Raw genomic sequence first — 16,030 nt, forward strand, 5'->3', positions numbered from 1 at the left:
CATCTAATTCTCATACTGCCATACAGCGAGTCTCTATAGCATCGATCAAGAAGAAATTATCGATGCCTGCAATCGGGAGAGATTTCCATGTGCCATATGAATTTTAACAGTTTAGAACAGCAACATTTTTCTACGAGGCCATGAAGGATTTACAGTATGCATAAGCTATAGTATGTATATTCATACAGCCAACTTCAAAACTTGTGATGCGCAAGATACTTCATGCGGACTGCGACTGCTTCTACGCAGCAGTCGAAATGCGCGACAACCCTTCCCTTCGACACACTCCACTAGTCATTGGAGGACGAACAGAAAGCCGGGGCGTTGTAGCCACCTGCAACTATCCGGCTCGCGAATATGGCATACGCTCGGCCATGTCGATGGCACATGCCCAAAGACTTTGCCCTCACCTACAGCGCTTGAGCCCCGACTTTGATAAATATCGGGAGGCATCGCAGCAGGTACAAGCCATATTCAGCGAATTGACGCCACTTATCGAGCCGCTGTCACTTGATGAGGCCTTTTTGGATGTCACACATGTCGAGCGCATGAAAGGCAGCGCCACCTGGATGGCACAATGGCTCAAGCAGGAAGTACAACAGCGCGTGGGAATTACCATCTCTGTTGGCGTCGCACCCAACAAGTTTCTCGCCAAGATTGCCAGCGACTGGCAAAAACCTGACGGCCTGTACACCATCACCCCCGACCAGGTCAGTAATTTTCTGGATCAGCTTTCCATTACAAAACTTCATGGCGTGGGGCCGGCCACTGCGAAAAAGCTCGAAGCCCAGGGCATTCATACCTGCAAGGAGCTCAGAGCCATTGAGCTGCCGATACTTCTCGAAGAGTTTGGCAAGTTCGGCGTACGGCTACATGAATTGGCACGTGGTATAGACGAGCGCCCGGTCAAGGTGGAAAGAGAGCGAAAATCGATTAGTGTGGAAACCACGTTTGATCGAGACCTCCCCAGCATGACCGTATGCCGCCAGGAAATAACCGAGCTTGTAATGCGACTGGAAGAGCGTATGGCGCGCCACCAACACCCAGCGATCAACAAGCTTTTCGTCAAGATCCGCTTTGATGATTTCTCGATCACGACCATGGAGACTGCAGGACGAGCGCCGGAACTGGAAAGCTTTCTACCGCTTTTTGATACCGCGTGGCACCGGGCAGAGCGACCGGTCAGGCTGCTTGGCGTTGGCGTAAGACTTGTATCGGAGGATGCGCAGCGACAGATGGGGCTTTTTTGATTCATGCACTCTCTGTCGCTGCCATTGTTCTCAGGAAAAGACGACGGTCTTGTTACCATCGATTAATACGCGGTCCTGTAAATGCCAGCGCACGCCTCGTGCCAGTACCGATTTTTCGATATCCCTTCCCAGCCGAACCAGATCACTGGTCGTATGGCAGTGAGTAACACGTTGAATGTCCTGCTCGATGATCGGGCCGGCATCCAGTTCCTGAGTCACGTAGTGACAAGTCGCCCCGATCAGCTTGACCCCACGGGTATGGGCCTGATGATAGGGTTTGGCGCCGGCAAAGGAAGGCAGGAAGCTGTGATGGATATTGATGATCTGGCCGCTATAGCGTTCACACAGCGAGGGCGGAATGATTTGCATGTAACGTGCCAGCACAATCGTGTCGGCCTGACTGTCTTCAATCACCCTTTCCATGGCTGAAAAGGCAGGTGCCTTGTCATCAGCAGACACCGGAATATGGTGATATTCGATACCGTGCCATTCGACCAGACTGCGCATGTCGTCATGATTGGAAATGACGCCTGCGATATCACAGTCAAGCTCACCGGCGGTCCATCGATATAAGAGATCCACCAGACAGTGAGATTCTCGTGAGACCATAATCATCAGTCGCCGCCGCTTTTGCTCCCCATCACGCCACTGCCATTGCATATCAAACTCTTCGGCAATCCGGGCGAAGGCATGACGAAAGGCATCGCTATCGGCATTCATATTTCGGGTCTCGACTTCATAGCGCATGAAAAAGCGCCCTGTTTCCAGATCGGAGTGCTGATTGGCTTCGGTAATAGAGCCGCCCTTCTCGGCGATAAACGACGAAACGCGCGCCACAATACCAACACGATCAGGACAGGTTACCACTAGACGACAAAGGGACATCGGAATCACGCTACTCGGTCAAAAACAGGAATTGTAGCGAATTCATATGCTTTTGAGCAGCGTTCGTTGTGACCACCTGATGCGTTGCGTATAGTTGATATCAAACTATTGCCGGGCCCGCCATGGATCAGACACGCGTACAAGTTCGCCCCCGTCGCCGCTCTGAGATTGAAATATTGCCGCTTGGCGGCTGTGGTGAAATCGGCATGAACCTGATGCTTTACGGCTTTCAGTCTCGATGGCTGATCGTTGATTGCGGTATGGCCCTGCGTCAGGACCTTCACGACACCTCCTTGCAGATTCCGGACGTTTCCTCACTGGCAACGCTGGGCATTCGACCCGAAGCCATTGTCATTACCCATGGGCATGAGGACCACCTCGGTGCCCTTGGCTGGCTATGGCCACGTTTTGGCTGCCCGATATATGCAACGCCCCTGGCGGCAGGCATAGCGCGACAAAAACTCGTTGAGCAGGGTCTGGCAACCGATGCCATCCGAACCTTTATACCGGGCACCCATTTCGATGCGGGACCCTTTTCCATACAAAGTATCAATGTCGCTCACTCTATACCGGAAAGCGTTTCTCTGCTGCTCGAGGTAGATCGCCATCGCATCCTGCATACCGGTGACTGGAAAATTGACCCTCAACCCGTACTGGGGGCCAGAACTCGAGAAGAGGATTTCACCCGCATTGCACCGGTGGATCTTGTGGTGGGTGACTCTACCAATGCCATGGTAGAAAACCATTCGCACAGTGAAAGTGAAGTAGCGGCTACCCTTGAGCGACTTATGGAAGGCTGCGAAGGACGCATTGTGGTCAGCTGCTTTGCCAGCAATCTGGCCCGCATTTTAGCTACAGGGCTTGCCGCACGACGCCATCATCGACGCATTGCCCTGCTGGGCAGGGCAATGGAGAAAATGGTGAGACTGGGACGCGAGCTGGGTTACCTGGACGACTTCCCGGACACCGTGCCCCTGTCCGATATTGGCTATCTGCCTCCCAAGGAAATCCTGATTCTGGCTACCGGCAGCCAGGGAGAGTCCCGCGCAGCGCTCTCTCGTCTGGCGGCCAATCAGCACTCGGCGCTTGAAATCGAGCCCGGTGATTGCATTATTTTTTCTTCGCGAGCCATTCCGGGCAATGAAAGGGCCGTGGCGCGGCTGCAGCAGGCGTTCACACAAAAAGGGGCCCATATTTATAGTGACGAGGCGCACCCGGGGCTGCATGCATCAGGCCATCCTGGCCGTGATGAACTGCTCAGTATGTATCAATGGGTCAGACCTGCACACCTGTTGCCCGTGCATGGCGAAAGCGCACATCAAAAGGCCCATTGTGACATTGCCGGCACGCTGGGTATCGAAAGTTCGATACTGCCCGTTAATGGACAATGGCTGCGCTGGAATGGCAAACGCATGGCACTGGAGTGCACATTAACACTTTCTCCAGTCATTATTTCCCAGCGCAAAAGAGCAAGAAAACCTCCGAGTCGTCAAAACGAGACGATCGTTGTGCTTCCCGTTGTTTATCAGGCAGATACGGAGCAGTGGCAGCGTGTAGGCAGAATGCTGATCGACAGTCAGGTCAATGCTTTCTTGGATGAAGAGACACTAGGGGACTGGGTGGATATCACGCTGGAAAACATGACCGCCCGATCATCAAAAGAACTGGCCCATCTACTGGAAGGGCTTGCCGATCACTGGCTCCGAGAGCAGCTCGGGCAATCTTCCAGAATTACGGTCGATATCGTCAATACAACGCCGCATGAATAATAGCGCATTTGTTGTAAAAGCCGTGCGGCCATCACGGCTTTTAAAAGGAGAAATGATGGTGCTCAAGGATGCTCCTGGAAAACCAGAGAAACTCAGGCATTGGCATCCTTGGGGGGGCGACCTCGACGCTTTCGCGGCTGCTCGTTTCCAACCAGGTCATTGACGGATAAACCAGCATCCGTCATGGCAGCACGAATTTCAGCAAGCTTTTGTTCCTTGCTTGCTTCTTCCTGCCGGCGTTTTTGTTCTTCCTCCTGCTTTTGTGTCATGACCTCATCAATAATTTCGGACAGCTTGGTCAACTGTTCCATACTCAATTGACGCGCCGCAGCTCTTGCCACATTCTTGTTGCGAGCGATCTTTTCCAGCGTTTCTGTCGACATATCCAGCGCTCCAAATAAAAGACATATGCCTCGAATAGTATATACCCTGAAAAAGGGTTAGCAATTATGCACCATAAAGAAAAGGGCCAACATGTGTTGGCCCTTTTTCCATTAAAACAGGATGTCCTATCCCCCGGTCATATTCATGAATCTGACAATCTGCACGTCACCATCGGTCGTAAAATGATGCCGATGTGGCTTGAGAGACATTGAGTCGCGAATTTTCTGTTTCAGAGGCTCGATTTCGCCCGGGTTCTGACGAATGACTTCACGCAAATCCGTAGAGTGTTCATTACCAAGACATAGTAACAATCTGCCTTCACAGGTCACGCGTACACGGTTGCAGCTGTCACAGAAGTTATGGCTATGGGGAGAAATGAACCCGATCCTGGAATGGCTATCAGCCATGCGATAGTAACGCGAAGGCCCTCCCGAATTTTCCGTGGAATGCAGCAGCGGATAGCGCGTTTCGATGATCGAGCGTACCTCGTCGCTGGAACAAAAGGTCTCCTCACGCGAATGCTCTGAAACGTTACCCAGCGGCATTTCTTCGATAAAGCTGATATCGATCTCTTCATCTCGAGCGAAATCTACCAGATCCAGTATCTCGTCATCATTTCGTCCCTTGAGGATGACAGCATTGAGCTTGATACGCTCAAAGCCTGCCTCTTTCGCAGCGCGAATACCATCAATGACCTTTTCAAGGTTACCGGTCCGGGTAAGCTCTTTGAATCGCTCGGGGTTCAGGGAATCGAGGCTGATATTAAGTCTTTGCATGCCCGATTGACGCAGTGACGAGGCATAGCGCCTCAGCTGTGCGCCATTGGTAGTCATGGTAAAGTCACGAAGACCTTCCAGCGCACCGATGTTATTCACCAGCTCATCAATATTGCGACGGACCAGCGGCTCCCCTCCGGTCAAACGAATCTTTTCCACGCCCAGTTCGGTAAATGCTCTCGCCACAAGCGAGAGCTCCTCGATCGAAAGCACCTGATCACGTGGAAGAAACGTCATTTCTTCACTCATGCAATAAACGCAGCGAAAATCGCAGCGGTCCGTTACAGAGATACGCACATATTTGATACGGCGATCAAAATCATCAATCAATTCACTCATTGCTGCTCCCAGCGCTTCAACGACGCCAGATCGCTTTCACGCTCGCTGACCCAGTAATCCCCACTGCGGGTATGTTCCTTTTTCCAGAAAGGAGCACTGGTCTTTAAAAAATCCATGATAAAGGCGCAGGCTTCAAAGGCGGCATGACGATGCGGTGTACTCACAAGCACCGCGACAATATCGTCTCCCGGTGTCATGTAGCCGATACGATGAACGATGATTACATCATTGATTTGCCAGCGACCACGCGCACGCTCGACAACACTTTCCAGCGCCCTTTCGGTCATGCCGGGATAATGCTCAAGCGTCAGCGCCGTGACTTCCGGCGATTCATTGAAGTCTCGTACACGGCCGACAAAACTGACCACGGCGCCTGTTCCATGACCATCTTGTGACAGACGCTTGTGAAGATCGCCAATATCGAAGGGTTCGTACTGTATCGTAATCATGCATCCTTTCTGACGATCATGATCAGCCTCCGGTGACGGGTGGGAAAAAGGCAATCTCATCGCCGGGATTGATCGTGACATCACCCTGCACCATGTCATGGTTGACCGCACATAGTAAGCGGGGCTGATCAAGCGCCTGAGGCACATCAACCTGCGACTTTATCCACTCCTTTAATCCCATCAGTGTAGGAGACGATAGATGTCCTGGTAAAACACTCAATTTTTCGACGCCCAGTCGCTCTCTCAACTCGGCAAAAAAACGTATTTCGACAGGCCTTTCATTCGTGTCACCTAACGTATTCAGGACTTTGGTTTCGATCGCATCCGATTCATTGACGTCTGTTGCCAAGGGTGACTTTCTCTCCCAAACGCCCGACTGCCCCCCGCTTTTGTGATCAAGGCGTACAGCCATGATTTCCATGCCACGATCCACGGCCTTGCACATGTCATAAAGCGTCAGGCAGGCCACGGAGACCGCCGTGAGCGCCTCCATCTCAACCCCGGTACGCCCGTCCAGGCGGCAGAAGGCTTTCACCCGCACACAGTGATTGGCTGTGTCGAGCTCAAAATCCACCGCCACCCTGGAAAGCATCAACGCATGACACAGCGGAATCAGCTCATGCGTGCGCTTGGCCGCCTGAATACCGGCAATTCGTGCCGTCGCCAGCACATCCCCTTTCGGCATGTCACCATCGGCGAGAAGTTTCAATGTTTCGGGCTGCATGACGATACGACCGGTGGCGACAGCTTCACGGTGGCTGCTCTGCTTGTCCGACACATCGACCATGCTGGCCTCACCTCTTTCATTCAGGTGGGTCAATGTCATATCAATTCTCCAAGCGGTTGTATGGTCACGGGCGTGCCGGTATCACAGTCTGCCCTATCGGCAGGCAGCTCTATGAGACAGTTGGCATCATAAAGGGAGCTCAGCCGGTGCGACCCCTGCTCCTTCAGAACACTGACACTGATGACGCCCTGCGCATCCACATGATAGCGGCCTCTTAAAAGATCCAGCCGGCCATAACGTCCTTTCAGGGGCTGTTCACAGATGGCGTGCCATTTTACCGGCGCCCAGTGGCGCCACCCGCTCAACTGTCGAAACAGCGGCTGCACAAACTGCATGAGGGTCACCAGCGCTGCCACGGGATTACCCGGCAGTCCGAAAAACGGCACCTGTTTGATATGGCCAAACGCCATGGGCTTACCCGGCCGCATGGCCACACGCCAGGAGGTTATCTGCCCAAGCTGCTGGGTGGCCGCACGGATCAGATCCGCCTGACCGGCTGACACGCCTCCTGAAGTAATGATCAGGTCAGCCTGCCTGCTGGCACTCGATAACTGACCAATACTTTCATCAAGACTGTCAGGCAGTATATCGGTCATGACAATTTCTGCCCCCCACCGCTTCAAACAAGCGGCAAGGCTAAAGGCATTGGCATCGAAAAGAGAGGATGTCGTGTCATTACCGGCGCCGGCACGTCGAAGTTCGTCGCCACTGGAAAAAATAGCCACTCTGGGGCGGCAATGCACATTGAGGTACTCATGACCGAGCGAGGCCGCCATGCCAAGCTGAGCCGGCCCCAACAGCGTGCCCGGCTCGAAAACATGATCCCCAATGGCAATTTCTTCACCAACGTGTCGAATGTTTTGTCCCGGTTTTACGGCTTCGGGCCGGACAAGCTCGACATCTTCCCCGCTGGCGGCAATATCCTCGGCCATGACTACCGTATCGCACCCAGCCGGCAGCGACGCACCTGTCGTAATCGATACCGCTTCACCCGGAGCCACGACCCCATCAAAGGGATGCCCCGCCAATGCCTCCCCGACCAGCCTGAAACGCGTTCGGCCCTGACTGGTGAAGGCGATACCATCCATCGCAGAGGCGGTATAGCGTGGCAGGGGCAGTGTGGCCACCAGCGGCTCGGCGAGTATCCGATCAACGGCGTGTGTCAGCGCTACGCGCTCCATCCCGACTGGCACTGGCGTAGCGGCCCGGATATGAGCCAGCATTTCATCGACGTCAAGCAGCGTCTCACTGGTCTCAAAACAATCACTCATGACGCGGCCCCTGAGCCATGCTCCGCCATCGGGCGGGCCAGGCCACCAGCCAGTCAAGCAATGCGCCGTGATCATCCAGGTCCAGGCGCTCCACACCTGATGGCAAGGTCACCTCATCGGTCGTTGCCACCGCCCGTACCCAGGGATCGTCAAAGGCGCGCAGGGACTTGCCTACGGCGTCGCGGTAAAGCTCGAGCTTGGGCAGCGGCCACTGCTTGAACCCTTCAATCAATACAAGATCCGGCGATAGCGACAGCACCTGATCCAGCAGTGTCGGCAGGCAGGGCTCCTCCTGGCCCGGCGTTTCCATCATCAGGGCAAAACGCTTTCCAGAGGCAACCAGCATCGGTGCTGCCCCCGCCTTTCGCAGACGATGGCTGTCCTTGCCGGGAATATCGACATCAAAGTCGTGATGGGCATGCTTGATCACGGCCACATTGAGACCGCGAGCGCGCAAGGCAGGCAGCAGGACTTCCAGCAGCGTTGTCTTGCCCGTACCGCTCCAGGCGGCGATGCCCAGAAGCGGAATTTCAATATCGGAAAGGTTCAGCTGCGTCATGGTCCCTGCCTGAGTAAAACGACACGGTTATCGGCCGGCGGTCAGGTTAGGCCCCGTACGACCTGTGACATGATCATTGGCCAAAGGCATCCCGGTCATTGGGTGTATTGATATTGATAAAGGCCCGGGCATCGTCGAACTGACAGGCCGCATAAGGGTGGCGTGCGTACCACTGGTCAATCCTGCGCCCCCCACCGAGCAGATACTGTTCCAGGTCATCGGCCAGATCGCGTTTCAAAAGCGCGACCGTGGGATGAGCACGCTCATGATCGCTGGCATGAACGATGTCCACATCAAGGCTTGTCAGTGTTGCCTGGAGGGATGCCACAAGTGTCTCGGGCAGTGCCGGCGTATCACACGGCACCATCAGCACCAGTGGTGTTGAAGCTGCCTTGAGCGCGGCATGAAACCCCGCCAGTGGCCCGGCACTACCCGGGATGAGATCGGCAATGACCGGATAACCCAGCGCCGCATAGACCTCTTGATGGCGATTGGCATTGATCATGACCTGCGACACCTGAGGCGCGATCGCCGCCAGCACGTGGCTGACAAACGACCGCCCGGCAAGCTCGACCAGCCCCTTGTCGACGCCGCCCATGCGACGCCCCAGACCGCCAGCCAGCACTACGCCGGTAATGCATGCTCGGTTATCCATGATCGCCTTTAGCGCGTTCCAAACAGCTTGTCACCGGCGTCACCAAGCCCGGGCACGATATAGCCGTGACTGTCGAGACCTTCGTCGACGGCAGCCGTATAAAGCTCAATTTCAGGGTGCGAGCGTGAAACCCGCGCAATGCCTTCAGGCGTGGCCACCAGCACGATGACCTTGATCTGACGACAGCCCTTGGCCTTGAGCATGTCAAGCGTGGCGGCCATGGAGCCACCCGTGGCCAGCATGGGATCAATGACGATCGCCAGACGCTCATCCAGATCCTGCACGAACTTCTCGAAATAGGGGACCGGCTCCAGCGTTTCCTCGTTGCGATAAAGCCCCACAACGCTGATACGGGCACTCGGCAAAAGCGTTGTGACACCATCAAGCATGCCAAGACCGGCGCGCAGAATCGGCACCACCGTGACCTTCTTGCCCTTGATCTGCTGAACCTTCAGCGGCTTGCCGCTCCAGCCCTCGATGGTTTCATCGCCCAGCTCGAGCCCCTTGGTGGCCTCATAGGTCAAAAGGGTTGAAAGCTCGTTGGCCAGCTCACGGAAGTGCTTGGTACTGATCCCGGCACCTCGCAGCAGCCCAAGCTTGTGTTTGACGAGAGGGTGATCAATGGTATGAACATTCATGATGGATATACGGCCTGATAGAAGAATATCGCTACCCCTTTCATGCGATGGGCAGCGCAAGTGCCCTCTATTCTACTCTGGCGCACACAGACGCGTTAAGCGTCCATGCACCGACAATAGAGGACATATTGACACATTGCCATGACGTCGATTAAGCGTCGGGCAGTTGTTCGAGCGGAGGCAGGCGCCAGTCGATGGGCGCCTCGCCCTTTTGCGTTAGAAACGCATTGGTCTGAGAGAAGTGACGACAACCAAAGAAGCCACGATGTGCGGCCAGCGGTGACGGATGCGGCGCATGAAGCACCAGATGCTTCGTTCGGTCCACAAAGGCGGCCTTTTTCTGGGCATAGCTGCCCCAGAGCAGAAACACGACATGCGAGCAGTGTTCGTTGATGATCTCGATGGCCCGATCCGTGAAGGTCTCCCAACCCTGCCCGCGATGTGATGCCGCCTGACCGCGCTCGACGGTCAAAACGCTATTGAGCAGCAAAACGCCCTGGCGTGCCCAGCTTTCCAGGAACCCATGATTGACCGGCTCAAAAGCCACCTCATCGCTTTTCAACTCCTTGTAGATATTCATCAGCGAAGGCGGAATGGCGACCTGCGGGCGCACCGAAAAGCACAGGCCATGTGCCTGACCCGGACCGTGATAGGGGTCCTGCCCCAGAATGACGACCCTGACACTTTCCAGCGGCGTCAGCTCAAAGGCACGAAACCAGTGCTCGGAGGCTGGATAAATGACCTTGCGCTGATCCTTCTCATGACGCAGAAAGGCTTTCAACGCCTGCATGTAGGGGGCATCCACCTCATCACCAAGGTAACGATGCCAGCTCTCGGGCAGCGGCAGGGCCATGATTACTCCTTGCGGGTACGAAGCTGATCCACCAGCGGCTCGACAAAGGAGACGCCCATGTCCCAGGGGAACTGGATCCAGGTATCCTGCGCCACTTCGGTCAGGTACTGATCCACCATCGGGCGCCCTTCCGGCTTGGCATAGATGGTCACGAAATGCGCCCGCGGCAGCATCTCGCGCACGGCGCCGGCGGTCTTGCCGGTATCGACCAGATCATCCACCAGAAGCCAGCCATCGCCATCATGATCGATGCCCTTGAGTACATTGATGCTGCTCTGCGCCATGTGCTCATAGCTTTTGATGCAGACCGTATCGATCAGGCGAATATCGAGCTCACGCGCGATCAGGGCCGCCGGGATCAAGCCACCGCGGGTGACGGCTACGATCCCCTTGAAATCACGGCCAACAAGCTGATGGCACAGCATGCGCACGTCCCGGTGAAGGCGATCCCAGGAGATCGTGAACTGGTTATGGTAGCGCTCGGTACTCATGGAAATATCCTGTGCGTCGAGGGAGACACGTCTGCCCTGCCTATTCGTCTTCAGTAAAGGTGCAGGCTGCGAAGACGCTGTAGCCTTCGGCACGAATCATGTCACCGCCACCAAGCTCGGGCAGATCAATGATGGCGGCCGTTTCAACGATGATGCCGCCACTGCGCTCGATCAGCCTGGCAGCGGCCAGCATGGTGCCTCCCGTGGCAATCAGGTCATCCACCAAAAGGATCCTGTCGCCCTTTTGAAAGGCATCGGAATGCAGCTCCACGGTCGACTCACCATACTCGAGGCTGTAGGTCTCGCTGATGGTCCGAAAGGGCAGCTTGCCCTTCTTGCGTACCGGCACAAAGCTGCAGCCCAGCTCATAGGCGAGCGGCGCACCAATAATAAAGCCGCGCGCATCGATCGCCGCGATCGCATCGATATCGAGTTCCTGATACCGGTGCACGAAACTGTCGATCAGTTTTCGGAAGGCAGCACTGTTTTGCAGTACCGGCGTGATATCGCGAAAGTTGACCCCGGGTTCCGGCCAATCCTTCACGGTACGAATCACCGACTTGATATAGTCGCCGTAAATACTTGTCGCCACGTTCAATCTCTCGTCGACCCATATGCAAAACGACCGGCCATTGCCGGTCGCTTTATATAAACGGTGAACATTTTACCCAATGGTGCCCACGCAAGCGACCCGCACAGGCCACATCGGTATGCAATTTCACCCTTTTGCAGCAAGAATCCGTTCAACCGTTTCAACAATGGTCTGCGTCTGGGGGTCAATTTCGATATTGACGCCATCCCCTACTGCTCGGCTGCCAATGACGGTACGCGAAAGCGTATCGGGGATCAGATTGACGCAAAACCGGTTGTCCCGCACTTCACCGATGGTCAGACTGATGCCATCGACACCGATGTATCCCTTGTCGAACAGAAACCTTGTCCACTGCTGCGGCAGCTCGAACCAGAGACGACAGTTATTGGGCGCCTCCTCACGTGAGACCAGTGTGGCCATGCACATGACATGCCCCGACATGGCGTGCCCACCGACTTCGTCTCCCAGGCGTGCCGCCCGCTCCACATTCACGTCATCTCCGACCTCGAGCGCGCCCAGATTGGTCAGGGCCAGCGTTTCACGCATGAGATCAAAGCCGACGTGTGTCCCCTCGATGCTCGTGACACTCAGGCAGCAGCCGTTATGCGCCACTGATGCGCCATGGGCCAATCCCTCCATTAGAGGTTCGGGCATGTCGATCACATGACGATGAAGCCCTTCCAGGCGCTCAATGGCTACCACCCGGGCCATGCCCTGTACGATACCGGTAAACATGATGGCCTCGCTGACAGATTTAAATGACCATACTCGCCTGTTCCGTTCGCGCTGTCACCCGGCACTGCATCGTTATCTTCCTGACCCGACCTGCATTCGGCACAGCCAGTGTATTGTTCATATAGCCGTACTATCGGGTACTTATGACGCGTGAGTGCGATGGATCAAGTATACTGGCGCGCCTTGTGCCCAGCGCACTTTTCACGACGATCACATTCACCACGTCAGGTACGCGCCCGGTGGTACACGACCCAACTGTATTGAAGACATTCCAATCCGATGATTCGACTTGAAAATGTGACCCGAGTGTATGGTCAGGGCGCCAAGGCCGTGACAGCGCTCAAGGACGTCAATCTTGAAGTGGCGGCTGGCAGCATCACTGGTGTCATTGGTGTTTCCGGTGCCGGCAAGAGCACACTGATTCGATGCGTCAATCTACTGGAGCGTCCTACGCGCGGTCGGGTGTTCGTGGCCGGACAGGAATTGACGGCCATGAACAAGACCGAGCTGCGAAAGGCGCGCCATGGCATCGGCATGATCTTTCAGCACTTCAACCTGCTGGAATCACGCACCGTGCGGGACAATATCGGCTTGCCCCTCGAGCTGATCGGTACCCCGCGCCGCGACATCGATCAGCGCATCGACGAACTTCTGGAGCTGACCGGCCTCAACGATCGAGCCAGCGCCTATCCCGCTGCTCTCTCCGGAGGCCAGAAACAGCGTGTGGCCATTGCCCGGGCACTGGCGAGCAATCCGCAGGCTCTTTTGTGTGATGAAGCCACCTCGGCGCTCGACCCGCAGACCACCAGTTCCATTCTGACGTTGTTAAGAGACATCAATCAGCGCCTGGGGCTGACCATTTTGCTGATTACTCATGAAATGGAAGTGGTCAGGACCATCTGTGATCAGGTCGCCCTGATCAGTGGCGGCGCGCTGGTGGAAACCGCTCCGGTAGGCGATTTTTTCACTCGCCCTGCCACCGAGGAAGGCCGGACCTTTCTCAACGATTTTCTGCAGCTGGCACCCTCCAATGCGCTTTTACAGCGCATGGCAGACAGCCCCGAAGACAACCGTCTGCCGGTGGTACGTCTTGTGTTCCGCGGTCAGGCCCTTTCCAGTCAGCTGATGACCCAGCTGGAACAGCACTTCGGCATTCGACTGCGGATCCTGCAGGCGCGTGTTGAAAACATTCAGGGCCGCACTCTGGGGTTGATGATCGCGGAGTTTGACGGCGCCCGCGACACGCTTGACGCCGCCATGGACCATCTACACACGCTTGACGTTCAAACGGAGGTACTTGGCCATGTCCAGCGCCATGATTGACCGTATTCTCGATGCCGTGATTGACACCTTTTATCTGGTCATCTGCAGCGGCCTGATCGGCATTGCGCTGGGCATCGTCATGGGTGTGGCGCTCTACGTCACCCGTGAAAACCGCATCATGGCCATGCCGGTGCTCAATCGCGCCATCAGCCTGGTCGTCAACGTGGGTCGCTCGGTACCCTTTATCATCCTGATGCTGGCACTGGCGCCCTTTACCCGCTGGCTGGTGGGCTCCTATATCGGCACGACTGCCGCCCTGGTGCCGCTGAGCATTGCCGCCATCCCCTTTGTCGCGCGCCTGGTCGAGGGGGCGCTCAACGAAGTGCCTCACGGCCTGATCGAGGCCGCAGAGTCGATGGGCGCCACCCCGTGGCAGATCATTACCCGTGTTCTGTTACCCGAGGCGCGGGGCGGACTGATCACGGCCGCCACCATTACCATTATTGCGCTGATTGGCTACAGCGCCATGGCCGGTGCTATCGGTGCCGGCGGCCTGGGAGCAGTGGCCTACAATTACGGTTATTCCCGCTACAACCCCATGGTCATGCTGGTAACGGTTCTGATCATGGTGGTCATGGTGCAGGGCGTTCAAATGCTGGGCGACTTTTTTGTGCATCGTAGTCGTCATCGCTAGGCAAGCACCCCTGAAACAACGTCCTCAAAACAATAACGACAACATCCACAGGCGCTGATAACGGCGCGTTAAACCCTGTCGACAGCACGCCCTGTCGAATTCATTGCAAGGAGATGACACATGAGAATTTCACCGAAGGGGCTGGGTACTGCCCTGGCACTGAGCGCCAGCGTCATGATCGCCGGCTGCGGCAACTCAAACGATGATGAGAACACGGTTCGCGTCGGCACCATGGCAGGCCCTGAGACGGCCCTGATGGAAACGGCTGCAGAAGTGGCCAGGGACAAGTACGGACTCGATGTTGAAATCACCGAATTCAACGATTACGTTTCCCCCAATGCTGCGCTTGATGATGGCAGCATCGATGCCAACGCCTATCAGCACCAGCCCTATCTGGACAGCATGATGGCCGATCGTGGCTTTGATTTTGTCGCTGCAGGCAAAACGTTCGTGTATCCGATCGGCGCCTACTCCGATAAATACCAGAGCATTGACGAACTGCCGGAAGGGGCAACCATTGCCGTACCCAACGACCCCTCCAACGAAGCGCGCGCGCTGCTGCTGCTGGCTCGTGAAAACCTGATCACACTGCGTGACCCGCAAAGCCCGACGGCCACGCCGGACGACATCACCGATAATCCGCATAACTATCAGTTGCGCGAACTCGACGCCGCCCAGCTCACGCGCGCCCTGCCGGATGTCGATATGGCCTTTATCAACAGCACCTACTCGGTCGCCGCCGACATGACAGTGGATCAGGCACTGATCGTTGAGGATGGCGACTCTCCCTACGTCAACCTCATCGTGGTGCGCCAGGGTGATCAGGACAGCGAGAAGATCCAGCACCTCGTGGAGGCCTTCCAGAGCCAGCAGGTCGTCGACAAGGCAGATGAGCTCTTCAAGGGTGGCGCCATCGCCGGCTGGGAAAACAACCAGTAAACCCCCATATGGCTGATCGGGGCCGGCCTGTGCCGGCCCTTTTTGTTATCCATGCAGTGAGACGATTCATGAGCAACACACGACCCACGACCGATTACGCCATGCTCAAGCGCCAGCTAATGGCCCTGCTCGACACCCGGGACTGGGTGACCAACACCGCACAGATGGCCGCCTTTATCTTTCAACAGGTTCCCGAGCTGAACTGGGCAGGCTTTTACATACATAGGGAAGAGCGCGTTCTACGCCTTGGCCCCTTTCAGGGACAGCCGGCATGCAATCCCATCGGGTTCGAGGAAGGGGTCTGTGGTGCGGCAGCACGCATGGGAGAAACCCAGCGAGTGGAAGACGTGCATGCCTTCCCCGGCCATATTGCCTGTGACGCCGCATCGCGCTCGGAGCTGGTCGTACCGCTGATCAAGGATGACAGGCTCTGGGGCGTGCTGGATCTCGATAGCCCCTTGCCCGGTCGCTTTGGCATTGAGGATCAGGCAGGAATTGAAGCGCTGTGCCAGGTATTGATCGAGCAGACCGATCTGCCTGATCGAGTGTGACTTTCGCCCGGATTTCGAAAGACATGCACAACAAAAAACCCGCCACGGGGACCGTGGCGGGTTTTTAATGTTCTGGTAGGACCGAGCGGATTTGAACCGCTGACCTCCACGATGTCAACGTGGCGCTCTAACCAACTGAGCTACGGTCCT

At 56.0% G+C, this 16,030-nt stretch carries 19 protein-coding genes and 1 tRNA gene; 6 read left to right on the forward strand and 14 right to left on the reverse strand.

The features are described 5' to 3' along the window. Positions 1-206 precede the first annotated feature (206 nt). The gene (gene dinB, locus Q0931_RS15285; protein WP_299261810.1) at positions 207-1,250 is read left to right on the forward strand and encodes a DNA polymerase IV; all 1,044 of its coding nucleotides are present in this window, start codon (positions 207-209) and stop codon (positions 1,248-1,250) included. Positions 1,251-1,280: 30 nt separating this feature from the next. On the opposite strand, the gene purU is transcribed toward dinB, so the two are convergent. Beyond that, positions 1,281-2,135 (reverse strand): formyltetrahydrofolate deformylase, encoded by an 855-nt coding sequence (gene purU / locus Q0931_RS15290; RefSeq protein ID WP_299261812.1) that lies wholly within the window; start codon positions 2,133-2,135, stop codon positions 1,281-1,283. Between the two features lie 206 nt (positions 2,136-2,341). On the opposite strand from purU, the gene Q0931_RS15295 reads away from it, so the two are divergent. Next, a complete protein-coding gene (locus Q0931_RS15295; RefSeq protein WP_299261814.1) occupies positions 2,342-3,904 on the forward strand; it encodes a ribonuclease J in 1,563 nt (520 codons plus the stop codon). Between the two features lie 92 nt (positions 3,905-3,996). On the opposite strand, the gene Q0931_RS15300 is transcribed toward Q0931_RS15295, so the two are convergent. The 12 genes from Q0931_RS15300 to Q0931_RS15355 all read right to left on the reverse strand — a co-directional run bounded on the left by Q0931_RS15300 (position 3,997) and on the right by Q0931_RS15355 (position 12,433). Then, positions 3,997-4,287, reverse strand: coding sequence for a hypothetical protein (locus tag Q0931_RS15300; RefSeq protein ID WP_299261816.1), 291 nt, complete (start codon positions 4,285-4,287; stop codon positions 3,997-3,999). Positions 4,288-4,413: 126 nt separating this feature from the next. After that, complete coding sequence (gene moaA / locus Q0931_RS15305; RefSeq protein WP_299261818.1) at positions 4,414-5,403, reverse strand: GTP 3',8-cyclase MoaA; 990 nt, start codon at positions 5,401-5,403, stop codon at positions 4,414-4,416. Then, positions 5,400-5,852, reverse strand: coding sequence for a molybdopterin synthase catalytic subunit MoaE (gene moaE, locus Q0931_RS15310; RefSeq protein ID WP_299261820.1), 453 nt, complete (start codon positions 5,850-5,852; stop codon positions 5,400-5,402). The genes moaA and moaE overlap by 4 nt, the downstream gene beginning before the upstream one ends. A 22-nt stretch (positions 5,853-5,874) precedes the next feature. Continuing rightward, positions 5,875-6,678 (reverse strand): cyclic pyranopterin monophosphate synthase MoaC, encoded by an 804-nt coding sequence (gene moaC / locus Q0931_RS15315; RefSeq protein WP_299261821.1) that lies wholly within the window; start codon positions 6,676-6,678, stop codon positions 5,875-5,877. Further along, on the reverse strand, positions 6,675-7,910 hold the full coding sequence (gene glp / locus Q0931_RS15320) for a gephyrin-like molybdotransferase Glp (protein ID WP_299261823.1): 1,236 nt from the start codon (positions 7,908-7,910) through the stop codon (positions 6,675-6,677). Before glp ends, moaC begins: the two co-directional genes overlap by 4 nt. Further along, positions 7,903-8,469 carry a molybdopterin-guanine dinucleotide biosynthesis protein B gene (gene mobB / locus Q0931_RS15325; protein WP_299261825.1) on the reverse strand — a complete coding sequence of 189 codons (567 nt, stop codon included), beginning with the start codon at positions 8,467-8,469 and terminating at the stop codon, positions 7,903-7,905. Before mobB ends, glp begins: the two co-directional genes overlap by 8 nt. Positions 8,470-8,542: 73 nt before the next feature. Next, positions 8,543-9,124 (reverse strand): molybdenum cofactor guanylyltransferase MobA, encoded by a 582-nt coding sequence (gene mobA, locus Q0931_RS15330; protein ID WP_299261827.1) that lies wholly within the window; start codon positions 9,122-9,124, stop codon positions 8,543-8,545. Positions 9,125-9,132: 8 nt separating this feature from the next. Beyond that, positions 9,133-9,762 (reverse strand): uracil phosphoribosyltransferase, encoded by a 630-nt coding sequence (gene upp, locus Q0931_RS15335; RefSeq protein ID WP_189519658.1) that lies wholly within the window; start codon positions 9,760-9,762, stop codon positions 9,133-9,135. A gap of 151 nt (positions 9,763-9,913) precedes the next feature. Beyond that, positions 9,914-10,615 (reverse strand): uracil-DNA glycosylase, encoded by a 702-nt coding sequence (gene ung / locus Q0931_RS15340; RefSeq protein ID WP_299261834.1) that lies wholly within the window; start codon positions 10,613-10,615, stop codon positions 9,914-9,916. 2 nt (positions 10,616-10,617) lie between these two features. Further along, on the reverse strand, positions 10,618-11,106 hold the full coding sequence (gene gpt / locus Q0931_RS15345; RefSeq protein ID WP_299261836.1) for a xanthine phosphoribosyltransferase: 489 nt from the start codon (positions 11,104-11,106) through the stop codon (positions 10,618-10,620). 40 nt (positions 11,107-11,146) lie between these two features. Next, on the reverse strand, positions 11,147-11,698 hold the full coding sequence (locus Q0931_RS15350) for an adenine phosphoribosyltransferase (protein WP_115853305.1): 552 nt from the start codon (positions 11,696-11,698) through the stop codon (positions 11,147-11,149). 126 nt (positions 11,699-11,824) lie between these two features. After that, positions 11,825-12,433, reverse strand: a complete 609-nt coding sequence (locus tag Q0931_RS15355; RefSeq protein WP_299261840.1) for a riboflavin synthase subunit alpha — start codon at positions 12,431-12,433, stop codon at positions 11,825-11,827. 279 nt (positions 12,434-12,712) lie between these two features. On the opposite strand from Q0931_RS15355, the gene Q0931_RS15360 reads away from it, so the two are divergent. From Q0931_RS15360 to Q0931_RS15375, 4 genes are all read left to right on the forward strand, one after another. Further along, entirely contained in the window at positions 12,713-13,756 is a 1,044-nt protein-coding gene (locus tag Q0931_RS15360; protein WP_299261842.1) for a methionine ABC transporter ATP-binding protein, read from the forward strand. Next, entirely contained in the window at positions 13,737-14,390 is a 654-nt protein-coding gene (locus tag Q0931_RS15365) for a methionine ABC transporter permease (RefSeq protein WP_299261844.1), read from the forward strand. Before Q0931_RS15360 ends, Q0931_RS15365 begins: the two co-directional genes overlap by 20 nt. A gap of 120 nt (positions 14,391-14,510) precedes the next feature. Continuing rightward, entirely contained in the window at positions 14,511-15,329 is an 819-nt protein-coding gene (locus Q0931_RS15370; RefSeq protein WP_299261846.1) for a MetQ/NlpA family ABC transporter substrate-binding protein, read from the forward strand. Positions 15,330-15,397: 68 nt separating this feature from the next. Further along, entirely contained in the window at positions 15,398-15,880 is a 483-nt protein-coding gene (locus Q0931_RS15375; protein WP_299261848.1) for a GAF domain-containing protein, read from the forward strand. Between the two features lie 73 nt (positions 15,881-15,953). On the opposite strand, the gene Q0931_RS15380 is transcribed toward Q0931_RS15375, so the two are convergent. Next, positions 15,954-16,030 (reverse strand) — tRNA-Val (locus Q0931_RS15380).

Origin of the sequence: uncultured Kushneria sp., from assembly GCF_947497025.1 — a bacterium.
Lineage (GTDB): Bacteria > Pseudomonadota > Gammaproteobacteria > Pseudomonadales > Halomonadaceae > Kushneria.